Raw genomic sequence first — 25,534 nt, forward strand, 5'->3', positions numbered from 1 at the left:
TTACTGATTCATTCCTTCGATCAGTTTTAATTCTTGAAAGAAAGGAGCGATTTCGTATTCAAATAAGTCTGCAACTAATAAAAAATCTTGCTTTTCTAAACCTTCATTTATTTCATTTAAAAAATCATGAATTTTTTCTATACTTAAACTTACATCTATATTATTTTTGCCAAGTAAATTACCCGCATCGGATAACCAAATAACTCCTTCTGAGAAATCCTTAATCGTTAAAAGTGCTTCATTCAGTTTATCTTCACGCAAACTATTAGCAATATAAACTGCTCCTTGAGGTATTTTTACAATATATTCGTTAAAACTTTCAATTACTTCTAGTACTTCGTTCATAATCATTCTCCTATTTCTGTTTTAATTGTTGAAATAGCTTCCAACGTAAATTGTTTTGATTTTTTTGTTACTTCTAATAACTGTGAATATAGCAGCATGTTTTGATTGTAGCTACGCTCAAACTTTTCTTTTGGTGTCTCATTTTCTTTTTCTTTAAAACTTCTCATTACATCCATCGTTATCGGTTTAATAATATCATTCATAAGAACTTCATTTAAAATATCCTTACTTTTATTATCAATTTTATCTAATTTTTTTAACGTATTATTACTAAAGGTTAATTTATTTTTATCTATTTTAAGAGCAATAATTGCATCAGACCATAAAAATTCTAATTGTTCATACTTCTTTATTTCATCAGTTAGCATCTTCATAAGCCCATGTAATTTATCTTTACTGGAGGGGCATTCTGATGTAACTTTAAAAATTTCATTCGCTTCTACATAGGTTTCTATAAAATTTTTAAATGATATTTGTTGAAACCCATTTAACTTAACTCCGCCTTCTGTACAATTGAAAATTGATGCAGAATGCTTAATTGTTTGGTGCAATTCTTCAAATGAATTTTTCATTGAATAAAATGCATAATCTGTCATAACTAAGTCATCAAAGTAACCTTCTACTTGAAAGGCACTACGTATCTTATAAAAAGAATCATCGACAGATTTTTGATGTTTATTATTATTAGCATGTGTTAAGTTTTCAGTGTATGCTAAATCTTGCCCAATTAAAGCAATAGGTCCAGTGGTTATATAAGTAGCAATTGTAAAGGCAAAAGTAGAAACTGTACCACCTCCTGCAATATGTGGTAAAGATAAACTTAATTCTTCTTTTATTCGTTTTTCAACTTGGTTATTTACAAGTGGTAAAAACGAATATCTTTCCCCTGTATATTCATGTTGTATTTTATGATTACTACTTAGACTATATAAAAGCGAAGCTTTAGTTGATGCTATTGCTTTAAAATGTTCATAATTAGCTTCTGAACCATCTATGGTAACTATATAGTCAGGGTCAATGTTTTCTTTCAATAAAGAATTAATAGTGGAGCCTGAAGCAATTAAAATAACACGGTTTCTTATTTTTTTTAATAGAGGTAGTTGCTTTGTTAAAGATGGTCCCCCTGATGCTATTATAACAGGATAATTATATGCCTTATATAGTTCACTTAGCGAAGCATCCTGTGAAGCATACAATAAATTTTTTATATAATTTTCTTGCCAATTTTCACTTCCTAATCTTAATGTATTTTCTTCTACGATATTTAAACTTTGTATATCTTTAATAATTTTTAATAACTCTTTATATGCTTCCGGAGCAAGCTTATCATAATTAGGGCTACAAATAACTTTAATGTCACGTCTATTATCATGTAATAATGCTTTTATTTTGTAGTTTATACCCTCTTGTTGTTCAACATAAAAAATCTCATCGTTTTTATTGTTTAATAACTCTTTAAAAGGCTCAACAATAACTAATTCATCTTTATCCTTCAATTTAGCTTTTAATTCATCAGCAATATAGCCCAAACCATTACCAAATAAAATATGTACAAAATTTTCTTTATATTCTTTTTCGACAATTCGTTCCGCTTCTTTGATAGGATCATATTTACTATGTAGTAAATATCCATTCACTTCCACAGTTTGTATTCCAGATTTTGATACTATGTAATTTATAATTTCGCTCATTTTGTCACCTCTTTACTTATATCGACTTTTAAATCCAAAAATAAAGAAAAAGCCCTTTATAAAAGGGCTTTTTCTAAAAAATATTATTGTAATAATTGAAGAACACCTTGTGGTTGTTGGTTAGCTTGAGCTAACATAGATTGTGCAGCTTGCATTAAGATGTTGTTCTTAGTGAAGCCCATCATTTCTTTAGCCATATCAGTATCACGGATACGTGATTCAGCAGCTGTTAAGTTTTCAGATGTTGCACCTAAGTTGTTAATTGTGTGCTCTAAACGATTTTGAACAGCACCTAATTTTGAACGTTGCGTTGATACTGTTTCTAATGCAGTATTAATTGTTGTAATTGATTTATCTGCACTAGATTGTTTAGTAATATCAATTGAAGCTACACCTAGTGATTTTGCACCCATATTACCAATTGTAATTTTTAAATTTTGACCTGAGTTAGCACCAATATGGAATACTTTAGCGCTAAATGATCCATTTAAAAGCTTTTGCGTGTTAAACTCAGTATCTGTTGAAATACGAGTAATTTCTGTTGCAAGTGCATCGATTTCATCTTGTAACGCTGTGCGGTCTGAAGATACGTTTGTATCGTTTGCAGATTGAACTGCTAATTCACGCATACGTTGTAGGATAGAGTGTGTTTCGTTAAGAGCACCCTCAGCTGTTTGGATTAAAGAGATTGAGTCTTGAGCGTTTTTAGTTGCCATATCAAGACCACGGATTTGTCCGCGCATTTTTTCAGAGATTGCTAAACCAGCAGCGTCATCGCCAGCACGGTTGATTTTGTAACCAGAAGATAACTTCTCAAGGTTTTTTGAAGCTTCAGTATTGTTGAAAGCTAGGTTACGGTGTGTGTTTAAAGCTGAAATGTTGTGTTGAATTCTCATTTGGAATTCCTCCTTGAATGTTTGTTTTGTTATTCCACATCCGTGTGGAATATTGTCGGTTTAGGTTGTATATATGTACTTCCCTTACCCTACAATCTATATATCGTTAGTAGTTGGAAAAGTTTAATAGTTTTTTAAAAGTTTTTTATTTTTTTATGTAATATATTTAGCTATTAATTTATTTTTTCTTTAGCTGTTCTAAAAAGTTCGAAGATGAAGCAAGTGCTTCTTTATTTTGCGCTTGGATAGCTTCAAAAACTTCGGAGCGATGTACTTTTACTGTTTTCGGAGCAACTATACCAAGTTTAATTTGGTCACCTTCAACTGCTAATATTTTGATTTCGATTTGATCGCCTATCATAATAGACTCATCTTTTTTACGTGAAAGTACTAGCATTATTTCGCACTTCCTTCCAATGATTGCATTGGGTAGCGTAATGGATAAGCTTTATTATCTTGGAGAACGATTTGCTTTCCTCGTTTTTTAGCAATATTTAAAATAACAGGTGCTAATAAGTTAATCGTAGAATCTTGGAATGTTTCTTTCATTGTGACAATGGCGTATGAAAGCACATCTTCTTGTTTTTCAATTTTTAATTGCTCGCGATCTTCTTCGCTAATATCAAAGCTATAATCTTTTTTGAAGGCAAATGGATAGGCAACGACAAAGCCGATTTCGACATGCTGAACAGACTGAAGTAATGCAAGCGGCAGGTCTGCATCGATTGGTAGTAAAACAAACTCTCTTTCTTCTTCTAATCCTAATAAGCCATGTTCAAAAGTCAGGATATCTTGTTCAACGATTTCTACTTCTCCTAAAAATTTAGTAGCTATTTTCATATTTTCGGGTGCACTCCTTTAAACGATGACATCAATGTCAACATCTGGTCTTTGTATCATTGTACCAGTTACTTTACCTGGTGTGTATTCATGGATTGGTTTGTTCACTTGGGCGTCAATTACTGGTTCTCTTCGTTGTATATTAACGTCAGTAGTGCCTGGCGTATAGTCGATTTTTACGGAATCAACAGATGGCACAAATTTTATATTAAATTGCACACGGTGTGGGCCATGGTTTTGTTTGGCGATATTTTGGATTGTTGCTCTTCCCTGATCTTTGCCGGCACCCTCCATCATTTGTCGGCCTTCCCTTGCTCTTCGTGCCATGCCCCTCATTGCCTCTTGTTTCCCTTTTTGCGCATAATTTGCACTTGATTCTAATGGTCCAATCAAGCCTAAATCACGTCTTGCTTGGGATGAATCAATTTTCAATACACCACGTGTTGTATTGATATCAAGTATTGCAGCAGGCTGTTCAATATGCTGCGTAGCACTTGGTTGTTTAATGTATTGCTGTGGCTTAGCAATATTAAGGTCAATTTGTGCGTCCGTTGTACGAATTTGGATTTGTGGGAGTCTCATGTACACTTCTCCTTTCAAGAAAAGCGTCTGAACAAAATGTTCAAACGCTCGGATTCATTAGCGGTAAAATCACTCGTATTTATCTAATAAAATCGACTAAAGATTGTTGAATAATTTTAGCGCCAACAGACAATGCTGCCTGATGAATTGATTCTGATGTTACCATTTCTGTAATAGCTTTTGAATAATCAACGTCCTCGTTATTCGACAATTGCTTCGTCACGCTAATTTCACGAATAGATAATCGGTTTTCCATTAATTCCACACGATTTTGGCGTGCCCCAACATCTGCTTGCGCTTCGAGAATTTTATTGTGCATTGTTGTAATATCATCGGTTGTACTATTACTTGTAACGCCACCTAATGTAGAGCTGATTTCTTCACCTGTTGCAAGAGGAATTCGATTCGGATCTAACAAACCCGAAATTTTGCTCATCATATCATCTACACTTTTAAATAAATCCACACCAGCCGTATTGACTTTCATTTCTATACCATCATACACTTCAATCTTAACATCTTCGGAATTGACATTCGCATTGTTAAGAGTGCCATTCAAAAAAACTGGTTGGCCTGTTTTTGTGCCACTGAAAATATAGCGGTCTCCTATTTTCGTGTTGGCCACATCTTGAAGCTGTTTTTGAATTTGGTCAATCTCAGATTTAATCTTTGCTCGTTCATCTGGTGTATTTGTATCGTTCGCTGCTTGAATAACAAGTTCACGCACTTTCTTCATTTGTTCGCCCACTTGATTTAATGATTCGTCAGATGTATCTAGCCAGTTATTAACCTCATTCATATTACGTGTATACTGTTCAACTCTACCTAGGTCTCGGCGATAGCCCATCCCTTTTACTGCTACAACAGGGTCGTCTGAAGGTCTTGTGATTTTAGAGCCTGAAGTAATTTGATCTTGTAGCTTCGACATTTTTCCGTAGCTATTATTTAAGTTTAGAAGCATGTTATTCGATAACATGGATTGTGTTACGCGCATGTTTGTAAAAGCTCCTTCCTTTAGTCGTACTCAATTAGTTTTTAGTTAAATTCCTACACGGCCCATACCGTTAATAATCTTGTCTAATGTTTCATCGATAACGGTAATCATACGAGCATTTGCGTTATATGCTTGTTGGAATGTGATCATATTCGTCATTTCTTCATCAAGCGATACGGAAGTGATCGAAGCACGGCTGTTGCCGATTGTCACAAGAAGTGTTTCAGAAGTTCCGTTTAAGCGCGCCGCTTCTTCTCCATCGACACCGAGCTTACCAATGATTCCTTGATAGAATGAGTTAAATGTTGCACCGTCTAAATTTGCTTGAACTTTTGATTGGATATTTGAAAGCTCAAGTGCCCATTTACCGTTCCCTTCTTCATTTGGCTTGCTCGAAGCAGCCAATTTTGAAGAATCTTTCAAAAGGTCAGCATTGACTTTAATATTTCCTGCTGACATCGGTTTTGTATTATCAATCGGTTCAAAGAAATCGATTGTGCTTTGAGCACCAGTTAAATCATACCCTTGCTTATGCATCGCATTAAAGACATTTGCAAATTCAGAGGCAAGTTTATCAAGGCTAGCCATCGTTTCTGGATAATAGCCTTTAACATCGGCCCCATCTTGATATCCATAAGAGTTGATCAATGATAATAATTTACCTTTGCCAGGCTCTAACTGGTCATATGTAATAGTTCCTGAATCTGCTGTACCTGCGCCAGTAACATTGATGCTCGTAAATACTTTCGATAAATCCGTTCCATCTATTTGTGTAGCACCACTATTTACTTCGATGCTCGCAGCATCTTTACCATTCACTAATTTAATAGCTGTGTTCGTGCCATATGGCTTAAATGTAATAGTTACACTGCCTTCAGCTACACTAGAAGCAAGTCCACCAGAAGGAACTCGTTCGACTGAGACCGGGATGTAACTATTTAATTCATCGATTAACACATCACGAGCATCATATAAATCATTTGGAACATGACCATTTGGTTCAACCTCTTGCACTTGTTTATTAATAGAAGCAATTTGTTTTAGTAAGGAGTTGATGCGGTTTGTTGAAACACTAATTTCGTTACCTAAATTGCCTTGAATTGTTTTTAATTGCGTATCGATATAGTTAAATGATTGTGCTAAATGATTGGCACGTTCAATGGCAACTTTACGTGATGCAGCGTTTTCCGGACCTGTACTAACATCTTGCAGACCTTTCCAGAACTGTTCTAATGCTGCGTTTAAACCGTACTGAGAAGGTTCGTCCATTATATCTTCCATTTGAGATATTGCATTTGAACGTGATTCCCAATAACCTAGCTTATTTGTTTCCTGACGGTATTGACGGTCAATAAATTCATCGCGAATACGTTGAATGGAACCTGTCTCTACCCCTGTTCCCATATGTCCAGGGTAATTCGGCGTGTTTAAGCCTGCCGTTGGGAAACCTGGTGTAGCTTGCATGTTTACTCGTTGGCGCGAGTAACCAAGTGTGTTGGCATTTGAAATATTATGACCTGTTGTATATAAAGCAGATTGTTGTGTAAATAAACCGCTTCTACTTGTTTCTAAGCCCATAAATGTTGAGCGCATCATTATTCCTCCCTTTAGTAACGATTAAAAATTAAGCTTGTGAATCGAAGTACGATTTTTTGGCTACTGTATTCGTACCGCGTACCTCACGACCAGAGTAATTCATTTGCTCTGGTCGTGGTCGTAGCGCATCTAATGTTAGATTGACAAATTGTAATGATTGGAATACTAATTTTTGATTGAGTTCATTTTGTTTGCGTAAATCATTGATGATTAGCATTAATCGATTGCGAACAGCTGAAAGTGCTTCTTTTTCAGCTTCTTTTTCAGCAGCCTCGATGACATCAGCAACAGACATTTTGTCAGTTGAAGCAATTCCTTTTGCTCCAAGGTATTCGGTTACCTGTACCTGGCGCTGTTGCTCGAGCTTATCAATGGCCGCTACATGTGCCTGCTCATCCTTGAGCATTTGGTCTAGTGCTTCGATATCGCCAGCTTTAATAATTTCTGTTTTTCTAAAGGCTAGTTCGAGTAAGCTTTTATGCATTCTCTCTAATATTGTTAATGTAGAACAAATTGTTTCTACAGTCATATTACTAAGCACCCTTTCTGTATTTCCTAGAAACGATAATATTTCAGCATATCTTCAGCAACTTTACGAGCATTGACCTTATATTCTCCAGAATCAATATCTGCCTTTAATTGTTGCACGCGTTCAGCTCGTTCAGTACTGTACGTCGTTACACCTTGCATTTCTTGCGCTGCTTTTGAAATTTCAATTTTGTCAGCGAATGACGCTTTGTTGTCGCCAGATTTGACATTACGTACTTGATTTTTATATGCGTTTACAGCATTAACACCATACGATGTAATTTTCATATTCATCCCCCTATCTTAAAAGCTTATCTTACTATTATTTCGGATTGTCTCCAACAATGTTAAGTTTTCAAATATAAAAAAGTGTGCTAATTTTGTTTAAAATTAACACACTTTCGCTTATCAACCATCTTTAAGGTGTATAATTTAACTTCGTCATTTTGAATTTCCTGTTACAATTTGCTTGCTGATTCGCATGAGCATTGAACATGTGTAAGTGAAGGAAGCTCAACTCTAGTGTAAGACAACTCTTTTCATCTTGTTATTTTTTACGTTCAGCATGATATGTTACGCGATCATGCTCAGCTACACTTTCACGGAACTCCTTCGCTGCCTCAAATGTGCGAAGTTCTGATTTTAATTCATCTTGGCATTTTGTACATAGTTTCCCTGTTGTCGTTAAATGACCGCAGTTATCACATGGATAGCCTAAGTTCGGGAACATTGCTGGCTGTAAACGACCTTTACGAACCCACTTATACAATAGTTCCTCTTCAGCACCCGTTGCTTCCACAATTCGCTCTACTGTAGCCGCACGGTTTTCGCGTTTTCGTAAAAAACGATAAACAATTTGATATAATTCCTCTTCTGATTGCGCGCATTTATGACATACGTCTCTGACCCCTGTATAATTAAAAAACTCATTACATTTTGGACAATTTCGAACCTCAGCCATCTATTCTTCCTCCTCTTGCATGATCACTATTTAATTACACGAATCCTAAATTCGTAATCTATTATACATGATGTTTTAGCATTTTCATCCATTAATTAAAGTGAAGGTTCGAACATTTCGGGCGCCCGCTTCTAGTAAAACTTGTTTCGCATGCCTTAGTGTTGTCCCTGTAGTTTGTATATCGTCAAAAAGGAGATAATCTTTATGCTCAACTTGCGCTGTAGACATTAGTCGAAAAAGTGGAGCTGATTTTATACGTTGCTCCCTATTTTTTGAGCTTTGTGTTTCTATAGTTGTTTTTTCTAATAGTTGTTTATAAGGAATAATAGCCGCATTTAGAAGCTCCTCCGTATGTGAGAAGGTACGTTCTTGTTGCTTAATAGGGTGCATAGGAATCGGAATAATTGTTGCTGTCTCTCGTTTAAATTGTGCATGTAACTCCTGTCGAAATACTTTAGCGAGTGCAACGTCTTGGAGAAATTTATATTGATGCAAATACTTCTTCATTGCATCGTTATATTGATAAAGCGCTGTTGTGGTAGATGAACGCTCAAATTTGGAGGCACATTTTTCACAAAGGCAAGGTGAGAAGTTTCTTATTAAAAGTGTTTTCCAGCTAGGAACGATACGCAAAGGCTGTGCACATAGTAAACAAAACATTTCTACTTTGTTCATTGCGAGAACGCTACCTTATTGTTATATTCTATTTTCTCTCGTGCTTCATCCATTGCTATTGTAATGCCATGATGAAAAAACACCACATCTCCCTCTGCATACTTTTCATGCCGCCCTACTCGTCCAGCAATTTGAATCAATGCGCTTGCAGTAAAAATAGACGATTCTGCCCCAACAACAGCGACTTGTACATTTTTTATCGTAATACCTCTTTCTAATATAGTCGTCGTGAGTAACCCAGGAATTTCTTCATTACGTAGCTGAAGTACTTTCTGTTTCCTTACTGGGTCCTCAGCATGAACGGTTAAAATATTTGCATGTAGCCTTTGAAAAAGTGGCGTTGCAATTTTTAACAATTCAACTTTCGAGAAAAATATAAGAAAAGGCTCTTTTTTAGTAAGCCGCTCCTCTGTCCATTCTTTTAGCTTCCGAGGAATTTTTCCACGCTATAAGCTTTTTTCATATCCCCATAGCGAGCTGAAGCGTGGCACTGGCAAAGGCTTGTTGTGGTATCTTTTTGGAATAAATGAGCAATGATCAAACTCTTTGATTAATGATTGTGATGATGTAGCTGTAATAAAGTAAGTTGAGGCTTTTGCAGTTTTGGCTTTTTTCACGGCTCTTGCTAATGTTTCATCGAATGAATATGGGAAAGCATCCGCCTCATCAATAAACATCACATCAAATGCCTGTTCAAAGCGATATAGCTGGTGAGTCGTAGCCAGTATTAGTTGCGCATATCCGTTCTGCTTCGGCGCTCCACCATAGTAAGCATGAATGACCGTTTGAGGAAAAACCCGTTGAAAGCGTGGAAATAACTCTAGCACCACATCCGTTCGTGGCGCGGCGATGCAAACCCGTAACCCCTTTTCCAACGCATAATGTACAGATTGAAAAAGCAGCTCAGTCTTCCCAGCCCCACATACCGCTGAAATTAAATGACATCGACCTGCTTTGACACTCTCAAGTATTTCATCAGCTGCCTGTTGTTGAAGTTCCGTCAGTTGGCCTGTCCATTGGAGTGAATGCTGTCTTTTTCTAAACGTTTTCGGCCCTTTCCATATTAGCAATTGCGTGCAGCTACTCACTCTGCCCATGCTCAGACAATGTCTACAATACACACATTGTTGCTGACATTTTGAGCAATTAAACATTGTAAAGAACTGCGGCTTGTCATTATAGCAACGATTACATCTCATTTGTGGTGTTGTTTGAATCCCTCCTATTATATGAAGATACTTTTTATCAATGGCATGCTGTATATCACGTTTGGCAAAAGGTGAATGCTCCCTTAGCCATATACGACCTTCATGAAAGTCCCGCAACGCAGGAGGCAACAGCCATCCTTTATATTTCATTCTAATTTGCTCCTTTCTTTTTGTGATAATGGTTCTAGCAGGGGGTTCTGCAGGTTTATCGGCGTTTTACTCAGGTTTATCGGCGTTTTAAGCAATTCTATCGGCGATTTCTCGTGTTCTACCGGCGATTCAAGCAATTGTATCGGCGATTCCTCGTGTTTTACCGACGATTCACAAGCTTCTATCTAAGGTTTCAACCAGGTTTACAGGCGATTCGCTCGCGCTATCAGAGATTTCTCGCCTACAATAAATAAAAAAAGTCTCTACAACAAGTTGTAGAGACTTTTTCATTTTATTTTTTTGTCCAGCCTAGTCCCATTGCGCCTTCACCTAAGTGTGTGCCAATAACTGGGCCGAAATAGCTCAATTTAAAGTTTACGTTTGGGTATGTCGCAGCGAGCTGCGCTAACCATTCCTCAGCTTCTTTTTGACAGTTGCCGTGAATGACTACTGCATCCATCTTGTCATACTTGTTTGCATCTTCAGCTAGTAAGTCTTCTGCACGCTTTAGTGCTTTTTTACGTGTGCGAATTTTTTCAAATGGTACGATTACCTTATCTACAAAATGCAAAACAGGCTTTACTTGTAATAAGCCTCCGATTAAAGCTGCTGCTGAAGATAGACGTCCCCCACGTTGTAAGTGCGCTAAGTCATCTACAATGAAGTAAGCACGAATATACTGCTTCATGTCCGCTAATGCTGCTAATATTTCTTGTGCTGAGCAACCTTCTGCCGCCATTTCAGCTGCACGTAGCACGTAAAAGCCTTGAACAGCGCAAGAAATCTCGCTGTCAAATGCGTACACATCAATACCTTCCACCATTTCTCCTGCTTGGACAGCTCCTTGATATGTACCACTTATACCACTCGATAAATGAATGGAAATTACTTCGTCATAATCATTTGCCAACTCTTCAAAGAGAGAAGCAAATTCACCAATTGGTGGCTGTGTTGTTTTAGGGAATTCTTTTGCCCCACGTACTTTATCATAAAACTCAGAAGCAGTAATATCTACTTCCTCTGCGAATAATTCACCTGCGATGTTTACACTTAACGGAATCATACGAATGTTTAAGCGCGCGCGTTCTTCTGGCGTAATGTATGCAGTACTATCTGTTACGATTGCCGTCCTCATTCATGTCCACTCTCCTATGTTCCAAGTTTACCTCAAAAAGAAATGAATGTGAATTGAATTACGACCTAACGTAATTGCATCAGGATTGAATCGCTGTTCAAACGATGGCGTCCACTTCACATTCATTTTCTATGTATAGTAAAGGGAAAGATTTCCCCTTATTGATTGCCGGTGCTAGACTTTGTGTCATCGCCAATGTAAAAGACGCTCGTCACTTTCCAAGCTCCATCCTCTTTCACAAACACCGTAACTTGACGCCCTGCACTTTCGTGTTCTACATTGGTCTCAAGTTGGAGTGAGTGCGTTGTCACATTGGCAAATACTTGAGCTTCTTCCTGTTCATACTTCGCAATAGTCACATTTGCAACATCGCGTTTCGTATCGGATTGATCAAATACTTTCTCTGCAAATACTTTATCTTCATCATAATTAAATCCTTTTGGGTTCTTAGATATCGTATTCATATAACGATGGATGTCTTTATCATTGAATGCGGCAATATATTCATCAAACGCCGCTATAATTGCTTTTTCCTCATTAGCTGGTACATTCGTTGCTTTTTCGACTTCTCCACCCATCATTTCAAAGCCTACTGTACCATCTTCAATAACCTTCTCACGCTCTTTTGCAGTTAAATCATCTTCTTTATTGCCACAGGCAGTTAACACTAATAAGGTTAAAACTGCTAGAATACTTTTCTTTAACATCATAAAACCTCCCGCGCAATATTGTAGCATATAAATGCATTAGTAGGAATTTTGTTGCGCATTTTCTACTTTTAGGTGCTTATATCATTCTTAAGACGTCTTTTAATTTAAAATGTTGCACAACAAAAAAACTGCCTTAAAAACTACTTTATCTGTCAAAGTAGCTTTTAAAAACAGCCTTCAATTCTATACTATACAGTTATCGTACTTCAACCCAACCATTTTTGATGGCTGTTACTACAGCTTGCGTACGGTCGTTTACGTTCATTTTTTGTAAAATGCTTGAAACGTGGTTTTTAACTGTTTTCTCCGAAATAAATAGTGTCTCACCGATTGTACGGTTAGATTGGCCATCTGTTAGTAATTGTAAAACTTCACATTCACGTTTTGTTAGTAAATGGAATGGACGACGAATCTCTGTTTGGTGGAAATTACCTTTGTTTTCATGTTCAGAAAGGCGACGGAATTCTGCTACTAAATTTTTTGTTACTTTTGGATGTAAATATGAGCCGCCATTAGCTACTACTTTAATCGCTTCTACGATTTCGTCAGCATCCATCTCTTTTAGCATATAGCCAAGTGCACCTGATTTTAGTGCATGTGTTACATATGTTTCGTCATCATGGATAGATAGCATAATTACTTTTGCATCTGGATATTCTGCAATTAAATCAGCTGTTGCCTCAACACCATTTTTTCCTGGCATATTGATATCCATTAAAACAACATCTGGTTGATTTTCCGCGTATAAGTTCACGACATCTGTGCCATCGTCACCTTCTGCAATTACATCAAACGTATCTTCAAAATCTAAGATGCGTTTAACTCCTTCTCGGAATAGCTGGTGATCGTCTACAATAATAATCTTCGTCATTAGTCTTTACCCCCTAAAATTCTGCAACACATTTCTTTCTTTAATCTACTTCTAACGGAATTTTAAATAATACCGTGGTGCCACGATTTATCTCACTTTCAATTGAGATTGTACCATTTAATATTTCTATTCTTTCTCGCATTCCTAAAATACCAAAGGAATGATCTTTTACGACTTTCTGGTCGAATCCAACGCCATCATCTTTTACGACAATATTTACCGCATTGTTCAACCATTCAAGTTTTACCCAAATATCCTTACATTTCCCGTGTTTCATAGCATTTGTTACACATTCCTGCACTAATCGGAAAATGGATACCTCATAATTTGATGGAATCCGTTGCTCTGTGCTTCTTGACTGAAAATGGATTTCAACACCAGGATTATATTCGGTCACAGTCGACAAATATTTCTTTAATGTCGGTACAATTCCCAAATCATCTAGTGCCATAGGACGTAAATCATAAATAATACGTCGCACTTCTGATAGCGCATTGCGCACTGTTTTCTTCAAATCAGCAATTTCAGCCAAAGCATATTCAATGCCCTTCTCACGATACGTTCTTTCAATTAAGTCCGTACGCATTAAGACATTGGCCAACATTTGGGCAGGTCCATCATGAATTTCTCTTGATAAACGTTTTCGCTCTTCTTCTTGCGCTGCGATTATTCGTATACCAAAATCTTGTTTCATTTTCGCTTGTTCAAGCGCTAACCCAACATTTTTTAAATCAGAAGTTAAATAATTTAAAATAACATTTACTTGATTGACAATATGATCAGCACGTTCAATTGTATCGAGTAATCCTCTTAGACGTCGCTCTAAATCATCTCTTTTGTCGCGAAGTTGCTTTTCTTGTGTTCTAATGACGGAGAGCTTCAATTGAAAATCATGGGCCGTTTCATATGCATCTCTAACTTGTTCTTCGGTATAATTATCAAAAGCTTTACTCACTAACACAAGTCTTTGCTTAGCAAGTTGCGTGCTTTTTTCTAAAGCATCGCCTTCATCGATGACAGTTGAAATCTGTTTTCGAACAATTTCTAGCTCTTGTTGCATATCTTCAAAGCTTCTACGGCTTTGTTCACTTATAATGAAAATATCGTCTTTAGAGCTCATTATTGTTTCTAACATTCGATTGAATACGTCATCAAGCGACTTTAAATCGAAGGTATCATTTGAAAACATAGTGTACTCCCCAGTCTAATGTCCTTATTACCACATAGTATTTTGAAAGACCAATTTCATAGAATCTAAGTCTAAACCTATTATAGCATCACAATGCTAAAAATTAATGCTTTTTCTTTATGAAATTTATAGCATACAACCCTACTTTAAAGGAGAATGACACATATGAGAGATAACTATTTAACTGTAAAAGGCTATGGAGAAAGTGAAATCATAATTTCTAAATCTCGCTTTCTCACTTATATAGAACGCGCTGAAAGCGAAGAGGATGCAATGATGTTTATTGAGCGCATAAAAAAAATGCATCATAATGCGACACATAATTGCTCAGCTTATATAATTGGGGAGCATGATCATATTCAAAAGGCAAATGATGATGGGGAACCTAGTGGCACGGCAGGCGTCCCAATGTTAGAGGTATTAAAAAAACAAGGCTTAAAAGATACGGTCGTTGTCGTCACACGCTACTTTGGTGGCATTAAATTGGGCGGTGGCGGTCTTATTCGTGCGTATGGTAAAGCAACAACAGAGGGATTACTCGCTGCACAAGTTGTCGAACGCAAGCTACACCATCTAATGAAAATTGTAATCGACTACACTTGGCTCGGAAAAGTAGAAAATGAGATTCGTAACTCCGCTTATGCATTAGAGGAAATTCGCTACTTGGAAGGTGTCGAAATCATTGTTTCCGTGTTAAAAGAGGAAGAAAATCAATTTATAAATTGGATTACAGAACTTACAAATGGACAAGCATCCATCTCATTCGAGAGCGCGCAATTTATCGAATTTATTGTGAAATAAATAGTTTTAATTGTCTAATGCTGAAGGTCCATAGTATAATTTTAATATTGAGCTAACTTACTCAGTTACGCCACTGTGCTAATTTGAATAAATTTTAGTTCAATCACGTAATTATTCCCAAAATCAAGAGGAGAATATACCAGACATGAAAAGAACGAATGTAAAAAGGAAAAAGAGGACTTCTAAAGCTTCTTTAATAATAAAAGTAGCATTACTACTTGTTGCTAGTTTCCTAATTTGCGTTACGGCCTACGGAGTCTATATTACAAAGCAAGCCGAACACGCTGCAAACTCAGCACATGAAGAATTAGAAGGTCGCGATGTTTCTACACTAAGAGAAGAAAAAGTAGAACCGGTTCATGATAATGTTTCTATTTTATTTGTAGGTGTTGATGATAGTGAAAATCGTGGACAAGGTTCTGATCACTCACGTTCAGATGCACTGATTTTAGCTACATTAAACAACAATACAAAAACGATTAAAATGTTAAGCATTCCTCGTGATTCTTACGTTAATATTCCTTCAGTAGGATATAAAGATAAAATCACGCATGCACATGCTTTAGGTGGTACGCTGGCAACAATTGAAACGGTTGAAGGACTGCTAGATATTCCAATCGACTACTATGTGCGCATGAACTTCAATGCATTTATTGATGTTGTCGACGCATTAGGTGGCATTGAAGCTGAAGTACCATATGCTCTACATGAAAAAGATGAATTTGATCGTAATACGATTAATTTAAAACCAGGTTTACAACATTTAAGTGGTAGTCAAGCACTTGCACTAGCTCGTACACGTAAACAAGATAATGATATCCAACGTGGTATTCGACAACAAGAAATTTTAACAGCAATTACAAATAAAGTAGCTTCAGTCGGTTCGATTACAAAGTATGACGACGTCATTAAGGCGATTGGCGATAATATGAAAACAAATATGACATTTAGTGAAATGAAATCATTCCTGTCTTATTTAAAACAAGGTAAACCACGCATCGATTCGTTAACTTTAGATGGTAGCGATGATATGTCTACAGGCGTTTACTATTATCAATTAGACCAACAATCAGTTGATGATGTGTCACAAATTCTTAAAAACCATCTTGCTTTAAAATCATCTTCTACTTTAACAAATAATAATACAGATAAAGATAATGCAGCTGGCGACGACAGTTCGACTAACGAGTCAGCACAATAAAACTTTTCAAAACAACCAGTTGCCGGTATTTAACCGGTGACTGGTTGTTTTTTTGTCTGCTCATGGTAGTTCCTTTTATTATTGCCTTTGATAGTCATACGATACAAGGAGGTGATTCCGCGCTTCGGCATCGTTTTTCCGCGTTTCAAGGGATTATTTCCGCGCTTTAGAGCCATATTTCCGCGAAGCCAAGCTTTCCGAGATAGCGATACATGGAAAAATCTCCGCAAAAAAGACTGAAGACAAACTCAAAATCCCTTTGAGTTTGTCTTCAGTCTGAGCAACCACACAGTATGGTTGGTTCTAATGTTATTTATTAAAAATCCGCATGAAATTTAATAGCGGTTTATAGTTTTTACCTGCAAGGCCAATAATCTCGACGAAAATTTCAATGGCGATTAAAATAACCGTAATAAGCAAAATTGCTCCCCATAATTTAGCCATTGAGAAGATAATGGCAGCTAAGCCGAACATCATCGCAATGCCATAAATAATAAGTACTGTTTGACGATGAGTAAAGCCCATATCCAATAATCGATGATGTAAATGCGATTTATCTGGATCTGACCATTTTTTCTTCATACGTAAACGACGAACAATTGCAAAGAATGTATCAGAAATCGGTACACCTAGCATAATAACTGGGATAATTAACGAAATGATTGTAAAGTTTTTATATCCTAATAATGCTAATACAGAAATCATAAATCCTAAAAATAGTGCTCCAGTATCACCCATGAAGATTTTTGCTGGATGAAAGTTATAAAATAGGAAACCAATTGTTGCAGCAGCTAAAATTGCTGCAAAGGCTAATACGAACATATCGCCCATTATAAAAGCCATACCTGATAATGTGATTAGTGCAATAGAAGAAACACCTGCAGCTAAACCGTCTAAGCCATCAATTAAGTTAATCGCATTTGTAATACCAACAATCCATAATATAGTAAATGGAATACTTAAGAAACCAAAATCTAATTGCCCACCAAATGGCAAGTTAATAAAGTCAATTTGAATACCGCCTACAAAAATAACGACAAGGGCAGCAACAACTTGGCCAAGCATTTTTGCCTTTGCGGAAATTTCGCGCATATCATCAATGACACCAGTTGCTACAATGATACAAGCTCCGATAATAATCGCTAAACTATTTTCACCTTGTGGCTGTATGAACGCCAACCCTATTAAAAACGCAAGGAAAATCGCCAGACCACCAAGCCTTGGCATTATGCGTGCATGTACTTTTCGATAGTTTGGCGCGTCAACGGCACCAATTCTAAACGCTAAACGTTTAACTAGTGGAGTTAACAAAATGGAAGCAACGAATGCTGCTATTAAAGACACGTAAAGCATGTCTCTCCCCCTCAAAAAAATAATCTACATTTGAATCCAATTTGATTATAGCATGAACAAGCTCTGAAATATACTTTTTCTATTCATTTTCCACCTTTTCACAATTTACATTTTTCTCTATTATTCTACTTGTATTACTTAATGTCAAATGTAGTCATCATTCGTAAAATTTGATAGAATAATGAGGTGTCTAGCATTTAGACAACTTTAAAGGAGCGTAAATTCATGTTCTCAATTTTTAAACGCAACAACGAGCAAACAAGTGCTCGTCAATTAAAACGCTACTATAAAATAGTAGAGCAAATTAATAATTTAGAAGAAAAATATGTCAACAAGTCAGATGCTGAATTAAGAGAAATGACTTTTATTTTCAAGAATCGCTTAGAACAAGGCGAACTAATAACATCAATTATCCCAGACGCATTTGCTGTTGTACGCGAAGCCTCAAAGCGTGTTTTAGGTATGCGTCATTTTGATGTACAACTGATTGGTGGCCTTGTATTAACAGAAGGCAATATTGCTGAAATGCCTACAGGTGAAGGTAAAACACTTGTCGCTTCACTGCCCTCTTATGTACGTGCATTAGAAGGTAAAGGTGTTCATGTCATTACAGTAAACGACTATCTAGCTAAACGTGACTTTGAGCTTGTTGGTCAAATTCACCGTTTCCTAGGTTTAACAGTCGGGTTAAATATTCCGATGATGGAACCAACTGAAAAAAAGCAAGCGTATAACGCAGATATTACGTACGGTGTTGGTACAGAATTTGGTTTCGACTATTTACGTGACAACATGGCACATAGCTTAGCCGATAAAGTGCAACGTGCATATCATTTCGCCATCATCGATGAAGTCGATAGTGTACTTATTGACGAAGCAAAAACACCGTTAATTATTGCTGGTAAAATGCCTGCAAATGATGAATTACACCGCATTGCAGCAATGTTAGCAAAACGTTTTAAAGCTGAAGAAGACTATGATTTCGATGATGAAACAAAGGCAACTTCATTAACAGATAAAGGCATTGAAAAAGTAGAGGCTGCATTCGATGTTGAAAATTTATACGATTTAGAACATCAAACGCTTTATCACTATGTGATCCAAGCTGTACGTGCACATGTCATGTTCCAGCGTGATGTTGATTATATCGTTAAAGAAGATAAAATCGAGCTTGTAGACATGTTCACAGGTCGTATTTTAGAAGGTCGTTCTCTTTCTGATGGCTTGCACCAAGCAATCGAAGCAAAAGAAGGCGTAACGATTACCGAAGAAAATAAAGCACAAGCGCAAATTACTATTCAAAACTATTTCCGTATGTATCCGAAGCTTTCTGGGATGACAGGTACAGCGAAAACACAGGAAAAAGAAATTCGTGAAGTGTATGGTATGGAAGTAATTCAAATTCCAACAAACCGTCCACGTCAACGCATTGACCAGCCTGATATGATTTTCAAAACGCAAGCAGCCAAATATAAATTCGTTGCTGCTGAAGCAAAACGACGCCATGCAACAGGACAGCCAGTGTTAATTGGAACAACATCCATTCTACAATCCGAAACGGTTGCAGATCATTTAAAAAAAGAGGGATTAAAGTTCCAATTGTTAAATGCTAAAACGGTTGAACAAGAAGTTGAGCTTATCTCTCAAGCAGGTCAAAAAGGTCGTATTACCGTTGCTACAAATATGGCTGGTCGTGGTACAGATATCGTGCTAGGCGATGATGTCCATGAACTTGGTGGACTTTATGTTATCGGTACCGAGAAGCATGAAAGCCGACGCGTTGATAATCAGCTGCGAGGTCGTTCTGGCCGTCAAGGTGACGTAGGCGAAAGCCGCTTCATTCTCTCTATTGAAGATGATATGTTCCGCCGCTATGCAAAAGAAGAGGTTGAAAAATTCTCTGCAAAAATGGTTGTGGATGAAAATGATGTCATTCAAAACAAAGATGTACAAGAGCTAATCAATCGTACACAGCGCATTGTTGAAGGCTCACAATATGGCATGCGCGAGTACAATTTAAAATTAGACGATGTTATTAATGATCAACGTACTGTTATTTATGGTTTACGTGACAAAATTTTAGCTGGCGAGGATTTAATGAGTGAGCTGAAAAAAATGTTAAGCGAAACGGTCGATTTCGCAGTGCGCGATGCTGCGCCTGAAGAGCTCCCTTCTGTAGAATGGGCTTATGACCAAATGGAAAAGTCACTTAATTCATTATTCATCACTCCTGTCACGATTGATCGTGAAGTAGGCAAAGTGAAACAAATTTTAGCTGATATACAGCCTTCTGAACAAGAACTTCTTGATCATATGCAGAAATTCGCAGAAAATGAGCAAGTAATGGCTGTTATTCCACAAGTTATGTTGAGTTATATAGATAGTGGTTGGGTGAAACATTTAGAAGCAATGGCTCACTTAAAAGAAGGTATTGGCTTACGTCATTACCAACAGGAAGATCCAATGCGCATTTATCAGCGTGAAGGACTTGAATTATTCGGAAAGAACTTCCAAGAATTACGCCGTTCTATTATTATCGAAATTACAGGCTTCATGAAAATGGTTGAAGGACAACAGGAGGTACAATAATGGGCTTATTTTCATTTTTTAAGAAATCAGACAAAATCGTACAAGAGAACACAATTGACTCTAAAGATTTACTAGGGAAAGTTTCTACTAATAAAGGTGACAATCGTGATGTTGTAACAAAACTTTCATTCCACCCTGAATGGGATGTACCACAAGAGCAAAAATACATTTTTAATTTCCTAGCAAATGAGCTAGAGCCATTAAAACCAAATCAATTATCGCTATCTTCTATTAGTATTGAAGATGAGCCACGCACAGGCAAATGGCTTGTTCGCGCATTTTTCCGTTCTTCATTAGCTGAAGCGATTGAGCTTGGTGAAATCGAATTATTCATTATGGATAAAAATGATGAGCTAATAGCATCTAAAAAATTCGATTTTAAAGCACTTGGCACAATTCCAGCTGAGAGTGCACGTCCATGGGTATTTGAATTTGAAAAATCAACTATTAAAGTAGACGAAGTACCAGAAGACGGTTGGAAAATCGCCTTTAACCTTGTCTCATTACGTGGTCACCAATTAGAATTAGACCCTTCATGGGAGCAACAATTACCAGCAGCGCAAAAAGAAGAGCTTGCAAAAATCGTGAATACATTACCAAAGTTAGGCGAAACGGAAGTCAACTTCACTGGTCTACAAGCAAAACTTGCTGATAATGGTAACCTAAATGTTTCAATCTTTATCCGTAATGGTCACAATAAAGCGATTAATTTAGAGCAATTACCGTTAGAAATTATCGATGCAACAGGTAAACAAATCGCAAAAGGTTCCTTTACAATGGATCCAATCCTGACTGTCCAACCGAACTCAACAAAACCTTGGACATTCATCTTCCCAGCTGAACTTGTTGATGCTCAACAAGCTGATCTTTCTCGCTGGACAGCACGAGTAACTCAATAATATTAATAAAATCCTTCTTTCTATTAGAAAGAAGGATTTTTTAGTGTAAACAAACCGTCATTCTATCTATCAAAAAAAGCGATTTTTGCGCAATGCAAAAATCGCCTCGTTATTATTTCACTGAATCGAATCGTTTATAAGCTACTAATCTAGTTGACCAATAAGAGTACGTAACATCCGAAAGCTCTACACCATCCGTACCTGCGTGGATAAATTTATTGTTACCGAGGTAAATACCCATATGAGAAATGCCTTCTTTATACGTATTTTCAAAAAATACTAAATCTCCTGGCACAGGATTTTTTACTTGTGTTGTACTGCTACTGAAATAGCCTTCGCTGCTATCTCTCCCTATTTTCAAACCGCCTTGATTGAAAGCATAAAAAATAAATCCACTGCAATCAAGTCCTTCTGGTGTGTTTCCGCCATAAAGATACGGTGTTCCAATTAATTTATTAGCCATTTCCACCGTTTTTTTGTATATAGCTTGTCCATTCGCTGTAGGATCTTGATTCGTTACTTTTGATGGCGTCCCCGTATCTGAAGTCACATTGTTATGTATTGTATCACCCTCGGGTATAACAGCTACTGGAGAAATTTTTAACACTTGTCCAATATAAATCGTGTCGTTCTCTATTCCGTTCCAGTCTTTAAGCTCTTTTAATGTCACATTGTATTGCTTTGCTATTTTTGAAAGTGTATCACCTTTAATAACTGTATGAACGTCAGTCGATGGCTTAGAAGGTGTCGTTGTTGTTGGATTTGACGGTTTTACTGTATCCGTTGTAGGTTTTGACGGTTTTACTGTTTCGGTTGCCGCCTGTTTCGTAATCTCTAGTTTTTGGGCTACATAAATCGTATCCTTCGATAGATTATTCCATTTTTTTATGTCTTGTATTGTCACTTGATGTGTTTGTGCGATTTTGGATAATGTATCGCCTTTTTGCACTGTATATGTTGCAGCTTCTGCGGTCTGTATTGCGAAAAATGAAGTAGCAATAGTGCTTAAAGCGAGAATTCTCCACTTTTGTGATTTTAGCATATCAAATAGCCTCCGTTCATGGTAGAATATTTCCTTGTGTGTCTATCATACTAAAGAAGTGACTAAACAAAAATCGGAAAAACTGACTATTTTTCAAACAATTTATGAATCCTATAGAATACTACAGAATCCGACTATCTACTATTAGTATAATAATTGCAAGTTTTATAGTCCTATGATAACATACATGACTGTATTTAAAATTTTTAGAAAGTTTTATTTTTTCAATTATAAAGGAGTTTTTAGTATTTATGAGAAGCATCTTGATTTTCATCAAAGAGAATTTAGCAGTAGGCTTACTACTTTTTGCATTGTTCCTAGGGGCAGGCAATATTATCTTTCCACCGTTACTTGGCCAACAAGCCGGTGAACATATTACAATAGCGATGATTGGATTTTTAATAACGGGTGTCGGTTTACCTTTACTTGCTATTGTCGCCGTTGCAAAAGCAGGTGGCGACTTACAGCTACTTTCAAGTCGTGTTCACCCTGTTTTCGGAATCATATTCACGTCAATTGTCTATTTAGCAATCGGGCCATTTTTCGCAGTTCCGCGTACTGGCTCTGTGTCTTATGAAATTGGCATTGCACCATTTCTTTCAGAGGCAGCACAAGAACATTGGGCTCCACTATTCATTACATCTGTAGTATTCTTTGCGTTTATACTTTATTTAGCATTCAATCCTTCTAAACTAGTAGATCGTGTAGGAAAGATTTTAACCCCTGCACTCTTAATCGTTATTTTACTACTAGCTGTTAAAAGCTTTATTACACCTATGGGTGAATCAGGAATGGCTGTTGGCAAATACAATATTTCGCCATTTTCCGAGGGCTTTGTTCAAGGTTATTTAACGATGGATGTTCTAAGTGCACTCGTTTTCGGTATTGTAATTTTACAAGCCTTAAGCGATATGGGAATGAAAGACACTAAAAAACAAGTTAAAACAACAATTTTTGCAGGAATTGTAGCTGCAATTGGTTTAGCCTTCGTATATATTTCACTTGGCTATATCGGCAATACAAGTATAGGAGCAATTGGTACATCTGATAATGGTGGCGTCATCATCGCCAAATCTGCAGAATACCTTTTCGGCAGCTTCGGTAGTATTATTTTATCGCTTACCATTTTATTAGCATGTATTTCTACTGCTGTCGGCTTATTGACAGCCAATGCGCAATTTTTTAATAAGCTATTCCCGCAAATTTCATATAAAACGTTCTTAATCGTATTTACGTTATTAAGTGTAGCCATTACAAATGTTGGGTTATCAACAATCATTAGCACATCACTTCCTGTACTATTGATTATTTATCCACTAGCTATGGTATTAATGGTGTTATCGCTTGTCGATCATTTCTTTAAAGGTGGACGAATTGTTTATATTTTAGCGTTAATCCCGACATTCTTTGTTAGCTTTTACGATGGCTTAAAACAAATGGAAATTAAAGTTCCTTCCTATGAAAATATCCTAAAAGCATTACCGCTGTATGAGCAAAGTCTTGGATGGCTTGTACCTGCAATGATAGGAGCAATTTTAGGTTTCATTATTCATAAGCTTTTCAAGAAAAACTAAATATGAATTGCTTACAGACACGTTCTATTTATAGACGTGTCTGTTTTTATTCGACGTCAATATGGAAATTCATGTATAATATATGTAAATAATTCTGAAAAGAGGTGTCTTATGAAAAAAGTATTATGGTCCTTCTTGTTCATATTGAGCTTTGTCATTTTTCCATTATCAAACGCTTCTGCTGCAAATAATGACCAGCAACTTGTTGAAGAAATAAAAGAAATTATTACGGAAAATTATGTTGGTAAAATTAATGGAGACCTACAAAAGGCAACAACCATTCCTGACATTATTAATATGTTAGACCCCTATTCAACATATTTTTCTAAACAAGAATTTGAGGAATTTATGAATAGCATCAATCTATCCACGATTGGTATTGGTGTCGTAATTGAGGAGCATGAGGATGGTATTCATATTTTACAAGTAATCGACGAAGGTGGAGCCTCTGAGGCAGGTGTTGTGGCTGGAGATATCATTATTGCCATTAACGGTCAATCCATTGTAGGTAACTCTATAGAAGAAGCCTCTTCCCTACTAATCGGTAATGAAGGTACACAAGTACAGGTTAAGCTATTACACGAGAACGGTTCCACTTCCACGAAAACAATTACACGTAAAAAATTCACACTACCAAACGTAGAGTCTGCTTTATTATTTGGTAATGTTGGCTACATAGCAATGTCTTCTTTCTCTGAGGATGGTGCGCAACTAGTAAAAGAGGCAATGATTCAGCTTAAACAGCGTGGCGCTACTTCTTTTATTTTGGATTTACAAAATAATGGCGGTGGCTATGTTGCAACAGCAGAACAGCTTACTGGTTTATTCCCAAAGGCAAAAATCGCTTATTTATTGCAAGAAGCACATGATTCTTACGAAGTTCGTGCTAAACAACAAAACGTTAAATTCCCAGCAGATACTCGTATATTAGTAAATCGCTATAGTGCAAGTGCATCTGAAATGCTAGCGGCTTCGTTACAAGATCAACAATCCGCAATTCTGTATGGTGAAACTACTTACGGTAAAGGGGCAATGCAAGGCTTCTATGAATTGCATGACGGTAGTTATTTAAAGCTTACTGTCGGTAAATTTACTGGCCCTGCAGGTCACACTATTAATGAAGTAGGTGTGAAACCAAACATCGAAACGAAGACTGCACCAATTTTCCAAGCTCACTATGATGCTATTAAAGCGCAATACAAAGATTATCAAGAACTAGTTAGCTTAAAAAATGTGCCTACTACTAAAACGTTTACTGTTAAGTTTTCACAAGCTTTCACTACACCAATCCCTGAAGGCAGTGTACTGCTAGTGGCTTTAGGCGGAGACGAAATTTCATTTACAACAAAGGTAGAAAAAGATAATTCCTTAATGATTACACCTACTGATCCTTTAGTTGAAGGGCAAGAATATATGCTACTTGTTCATCCAACTATTCAAAAACCTACAGGTGGCAAACTACAAAAGGGGATTTATCTCCATATAACAGTAACTAAATAAAAATGGGGCTACCCCATAATAGATTGCGTTTGATCTTTGCTTCAAGTGGATGCTTGCTGCGAAAATCAAACGCTTTTCTTTTTAGTGGACGTTCGTAGCTAAAAATAGTTGGAGCCATGCCTGCGGAAATCGGAGTGGAGTTTTATAAGTGTCAGGCACTCAAACAATTAGAATGGAGCGAAGACATTGACTACCTACGGGAAA

The 25,534-nt window shown here is 36.8% G+C and carries 26 protein-coding genes; 6 read left to right on the forward strand and 20 right to left on the reverse strand.

Going from position 1 to position 25,534, the window contains the following annotated elements; all coding sequences use genetic code 11:
• The 18 genes from ACIP9G_RS10230 to ACIP9G_RS10315 form a co-directional block, all read right to left on the reverse strand.
• The gene (locus ACIP9G_RS10230) at positions 1-345 is read right to left on the reverse strand and encodes a DUF8042 domain-containing protein (protein WP_401019127.1); all 345 of its coding nucleotides are present in this window, start codon (positions 343-345) and stop codon (positions 1-3) included.
• A 2-nt stretch (positions 346-347) separates the two neighbouring features.
• Positions 348-2,036 (reverse strand): motility associated factor glycosyltransferase family protein, encoded by a 1,689-nt coding sequence (locus ACIP9G_RS10235; protein ID WP_401019128.1) that lies wholly within the window; start codon positions 2,034-2,036, stop codon positions 348-350.
• 83 nt (positions 2,037-2,119) lie between these two features.
• Complete coding sequence (locus tag ACIP9G_RS10240) at positions 2,120-2,932, reverse strand: flagellin N-terminal helical domain-containing protein (protein ID WP_401019129.1); 813 nt, start codon at positions 2,930-2,932, stop codon at positions 2,120-2,122.
• 178 nt (positions 2,933-3,110) lie between these two features.
• Positions 3,111-3,329: a carbon storage regulator CsrA gene (csrA, locus tag ACIP9G_RS10245; protein WP_115674241.1), complete on the reverse strand. Its 219-nt coding sequence runs from the start codon at positions 3,327-3,329 to the stop codon at positions 3,111-3,113.
• A complete protein-coding gene (gene fliW, locus ACIP9G_RS10250) occupies positions 3,329-3,772 on the reverse strand; it encodes a flagellar assembly protein FliW (RefSeq protein WP_401019130.1) in 444 nt (147 codons plus the stop codon). Before fliW ends, csrA begins: the two co-directional genes overlap by 1 nt.
• Positions 3,773-3,790: 18 nt before the next feature.
• Complete coding sequence (locus ACIP9G_RS10255) at positions 3,791-4,354, reverse strand: DUF6470 family protein (RefSeq protein WP_401019131.1); 564 nt, start codon at positions 4,352-4,354, stop codon at positions 3,791-3,793.
• A gap of 79 nt (positions 4,355-4,433) precedes the next feature.
• Positions 4,434-5,348, reverse strand: coding sequence for a flagellar hook-associated protein FlgL (gene flgL / locus ACIP9G_RS10260; RefSeq protein WP_401019132.1), 915 nt, complete (start codon positions 5,346-5,348; stop codon positions 4,434-4,436).
• 45 nt (positions 5,349-5,393) lie between these two features.
• Positions 5,394-6,941: a flagellar hook-associated protein FlgK gene (gene flgK, locus ACIP9G_RS10265; RefSeq protein WP_401019632.1), complete on the reverse strand. Its 1,548-nt coding sequence runs from the start codon at positions 6,939-6,941 to the stop codon at positions 5,394-5,396.
• 31 nt (positions 6,942-6,972) lie between these two features.
• A complete protein-coding gene (locus ACIP9G_RS10270; protein WP_401019134.1) occupies positions 6,973-7,473 on the reverse strand; it encodes a flagellar protein FlgN in 501 nt (166 codons plus the stop codon).
• Positions 7,474-7,499: 26 nt separating this feature from the next.
• Complete coding sequence (flgM, locus tag ACIP9G_RS10275; protein WP_173479684.1) at positions 7,500-7,760, reverse strand: flagellar biosynthesis anti-sigma factor FlgM; 261 nt, start codon at positions 7,758-7,760, stop codon at positions 7,500-7,502.
• A gap of 259 nt (positions 7,761-8,019) precedes the next feature.
• The gene (locus ACIP9G_RS10280; protein ID WP_337982047.1) at positions 8,020-8,433 is read right to left on the reverse strand and encodes a TIGR03826 family flagellar region protein; all 414 of its coding nucleotides are present in this window, start codon (positions 8,431-8,433) and stop codon (positions 8,020-8,022) included.
• 84 nt (positions 8,434-8,517) lie between these two features.
• Complete coding sequence (locus tag ACIP9G_RS10285; protein WP_401019136.1) at positions 8,518-9,108, reverse strand: ComF family protein; 591 nt, start codon at positions 9,106-9,108, stop codon at positions 8,518-8,520.
• Positions 9,105-9,545, reverse strand: a complete 441-nt coding sequence (locus ACIP9G_RS10290; RefSeq protein WP_401019634.1) for a helicase-related protein — start codon at positions 9,543-9,545, stop codon at positions 9,105-9,107. Before ACIP9G_RS10290 ends, ACIP9G_RS10285 begins: the two co-directional genes overlap by 4 nt.
• A 9-nt stretch (positions 9,546-9,554) precedes the next feature.
• Positions 9,555-10,178 (reverse strand): DEAD/DEAH box helicase family protein, encoded by a 624-nt coding sequence (locus tag ACIP9G_RS10295; RefSeq protein WP_401019138.1) that lies wholly within the window; start codon positions 10,176-10,178, stop codon positions 9,555-9,557.
• Positions 10,179-10,758: 580 nt separating this feature from the next.
• On the reverse strand, positions 10,759-11,601 hold the full coding sequence (locus ACIP9G_RS10300; RefSeq protein ID WP_340820893.1) for a DegV family protein: 843 nt from the start codon (positions 11,599-11,601) through the stop codon (positions 10,759-10,761).
• A gap of 158 nt (positions 11,602-11,759) precedes the next feature.
• Positions 11,760-12,308 (reverse strand): nuclear transport factor 2 family protein, encoded by a 549-nt coding sequence (locus ACIP9G_RS10305; RefSeq protein WP_340820894.1) that lies wholly within the window; start codon positions 12,306-12,308, stop codon positions 11,760-11,762.
• A 199-nt stretch (positions 12,309-12,507) separates the two neighbouring features.
• Complete coding sequence (locus ACIP9G_RS10310) at positions 12,508-13,182, reverse strand: response regulator transcription factor (protein ID WP_340820895.1); 675 nt, start codon at positions 13,180-13,182, stop codon at positions 12,508-12,510.
• 40 nt (positions 13,183-13,222) lie between these two features.
• Positions 13,223-14,371 (reverse strand): sensor histidine kinase, encoded by a 1,149-nt coding sequence (locus ACIP9G_RS10315; RefSeq protein WP_340820896.1) that lies wholly within the window; start codon positions 14,369-14,371, stop codon positions 13,223-13,225.
• Positions 14,372-14,536: 165 nt separating this feature from the next.
• Between ACIP9G_RS10315 and ACIP9G_RS10320 the strand changes: the two genes are divergently transcribed.
• Together ACIP9G_RS10320 and ACIP9G_RS10325 are read left to right on the forward strand one after the other, a co-directional pair.
• Complete coding sequence (locus tag ACIP9G_RS10320) at positions 14,537-15,172, forward strand: YigZ family protein (protein ID WP_340820897.1); 636 nt, start codon at positions 14,537-14,539, stop codon at positions 15,170-15,172.
• A gap of 145 nt (positions 15,173-15,317) precedes the next feature.
• Positions 15,318-16,373 carry an LCP family protein gene (locus ACIP9G_RS10325; RefSeq protein WP_340820898.1) on the forward strand — a complete coding sequence of 352 codons (1,056 nt, stop codon included), beginning with the start codon at positions 15,318-15,320 and terminating at the stop codon, positions 16,371-16,373.
• A 309-nt stretch (positions 16,374-16,682) separates the two neighbouring features.
• Here the strand turns inward: ACIP9G_RS10325 and ACIP9G_RS10330 are convergent, their stop codons facing one another.
• On the reverse strand, positions 16,683-17,726 hold the full coding sequence (locus ACIP9G_RS10330) for a glycosyltransferase family 4 protein (RefSeq protein WP_340820899.1): 1,044 nt from the start codon (positions 17,724-17,726) through the stop codon (positions 16,683-16,685).
• A gap of 225 nt (positions 17,727-17,951) precedes the next feature.
• Here ACIP9G_RS10330 and secA2 point away from each other — a divergent pair, with 225 nt between their 5' ends.
• Together secA2 and ACIP9G_RS10340 are read left to right on the forward strand one after the other, a co-directional pair.
• A complete protein-coding gene (gene secA2 / locus ACIP9G_RS10335; protein WP_401019139.1) occupies positions 17,952-20,315 on the forward strand; it encodes an accessory Sec system translocase SecA2 in 2,364 nt (787 codons plus the stop codon).
• Positions 20,315-21,214, forward strand: a complete 900-nt coding sequence (locus ACIP9G_RS10340) for an accessory Sec system S-layer assembly protein (protein ID WP_340820901.1) — start codon at positions 20,315-20,317, stop codon at positions 21,212-21,214. Before secA2 ends, ACIP9G_RS10340 begins: the two co-directional genes overlap by 1 nt.
• A 112-nt stretch (positions 21,215-21,326) precedes the next feature.
• Here ACIP9G_RS10340 and ACIP9G_RS10345 read toward each other — a convergent pair whose 3' ends face one another.
• On the reverse strand, positions 21,327-22,256 hold the full coding sequence (locus tag ACIP9G_RS10345) for a C40 family peptidase (RefSeq protein ID WP_401019140.1): 930 nt from the start codon (positions 22,254-22,256) through the stop codon (positions 21,327-21,329).
• 251 nt (positions 22,257-22,507) lie between these two features.
• On the opposite strand from ACIP9G_RS10345, the gene brnQ reads away from it, so the two are divergent.
• Together brnQ and ACIP9G_RS10355 are read left to right on the forward strand one after the other, a co-directional pair.
• Positions 22,508-23,830, forward strand: coding sequence for a branched-chain amino acid transport system II carrier protein (gene brnQ, locus ACIP9G_RS10350; protein ID WP_401019141.1), 1,323 nt, complete (start codon positions 22,508-22,510; stop codon positions 23,828-23,830).
• Positions 23,831-23,941: 111 nt separating this feature from the next.
• Entirely contained in the window at positions 23,942-25,330 is a 1,389-nt protein-coding gene (locus ACIP9G_RS10355) for a S41 family peptidase (protein WP_401019143.1), read from the forward strand.
• Positions 25,331-25,534: the final 204 nt, after the last annotated feature.

The organism is Lysinibacillus sp. NPDC093197 (assembly GCF_044754025.1).
Taxonomy (GTDB): domain Bacteria; phylum Bacillota; class Bacilli; order Bacillales_A; family Planococcaceae; genus Lysinibacillus.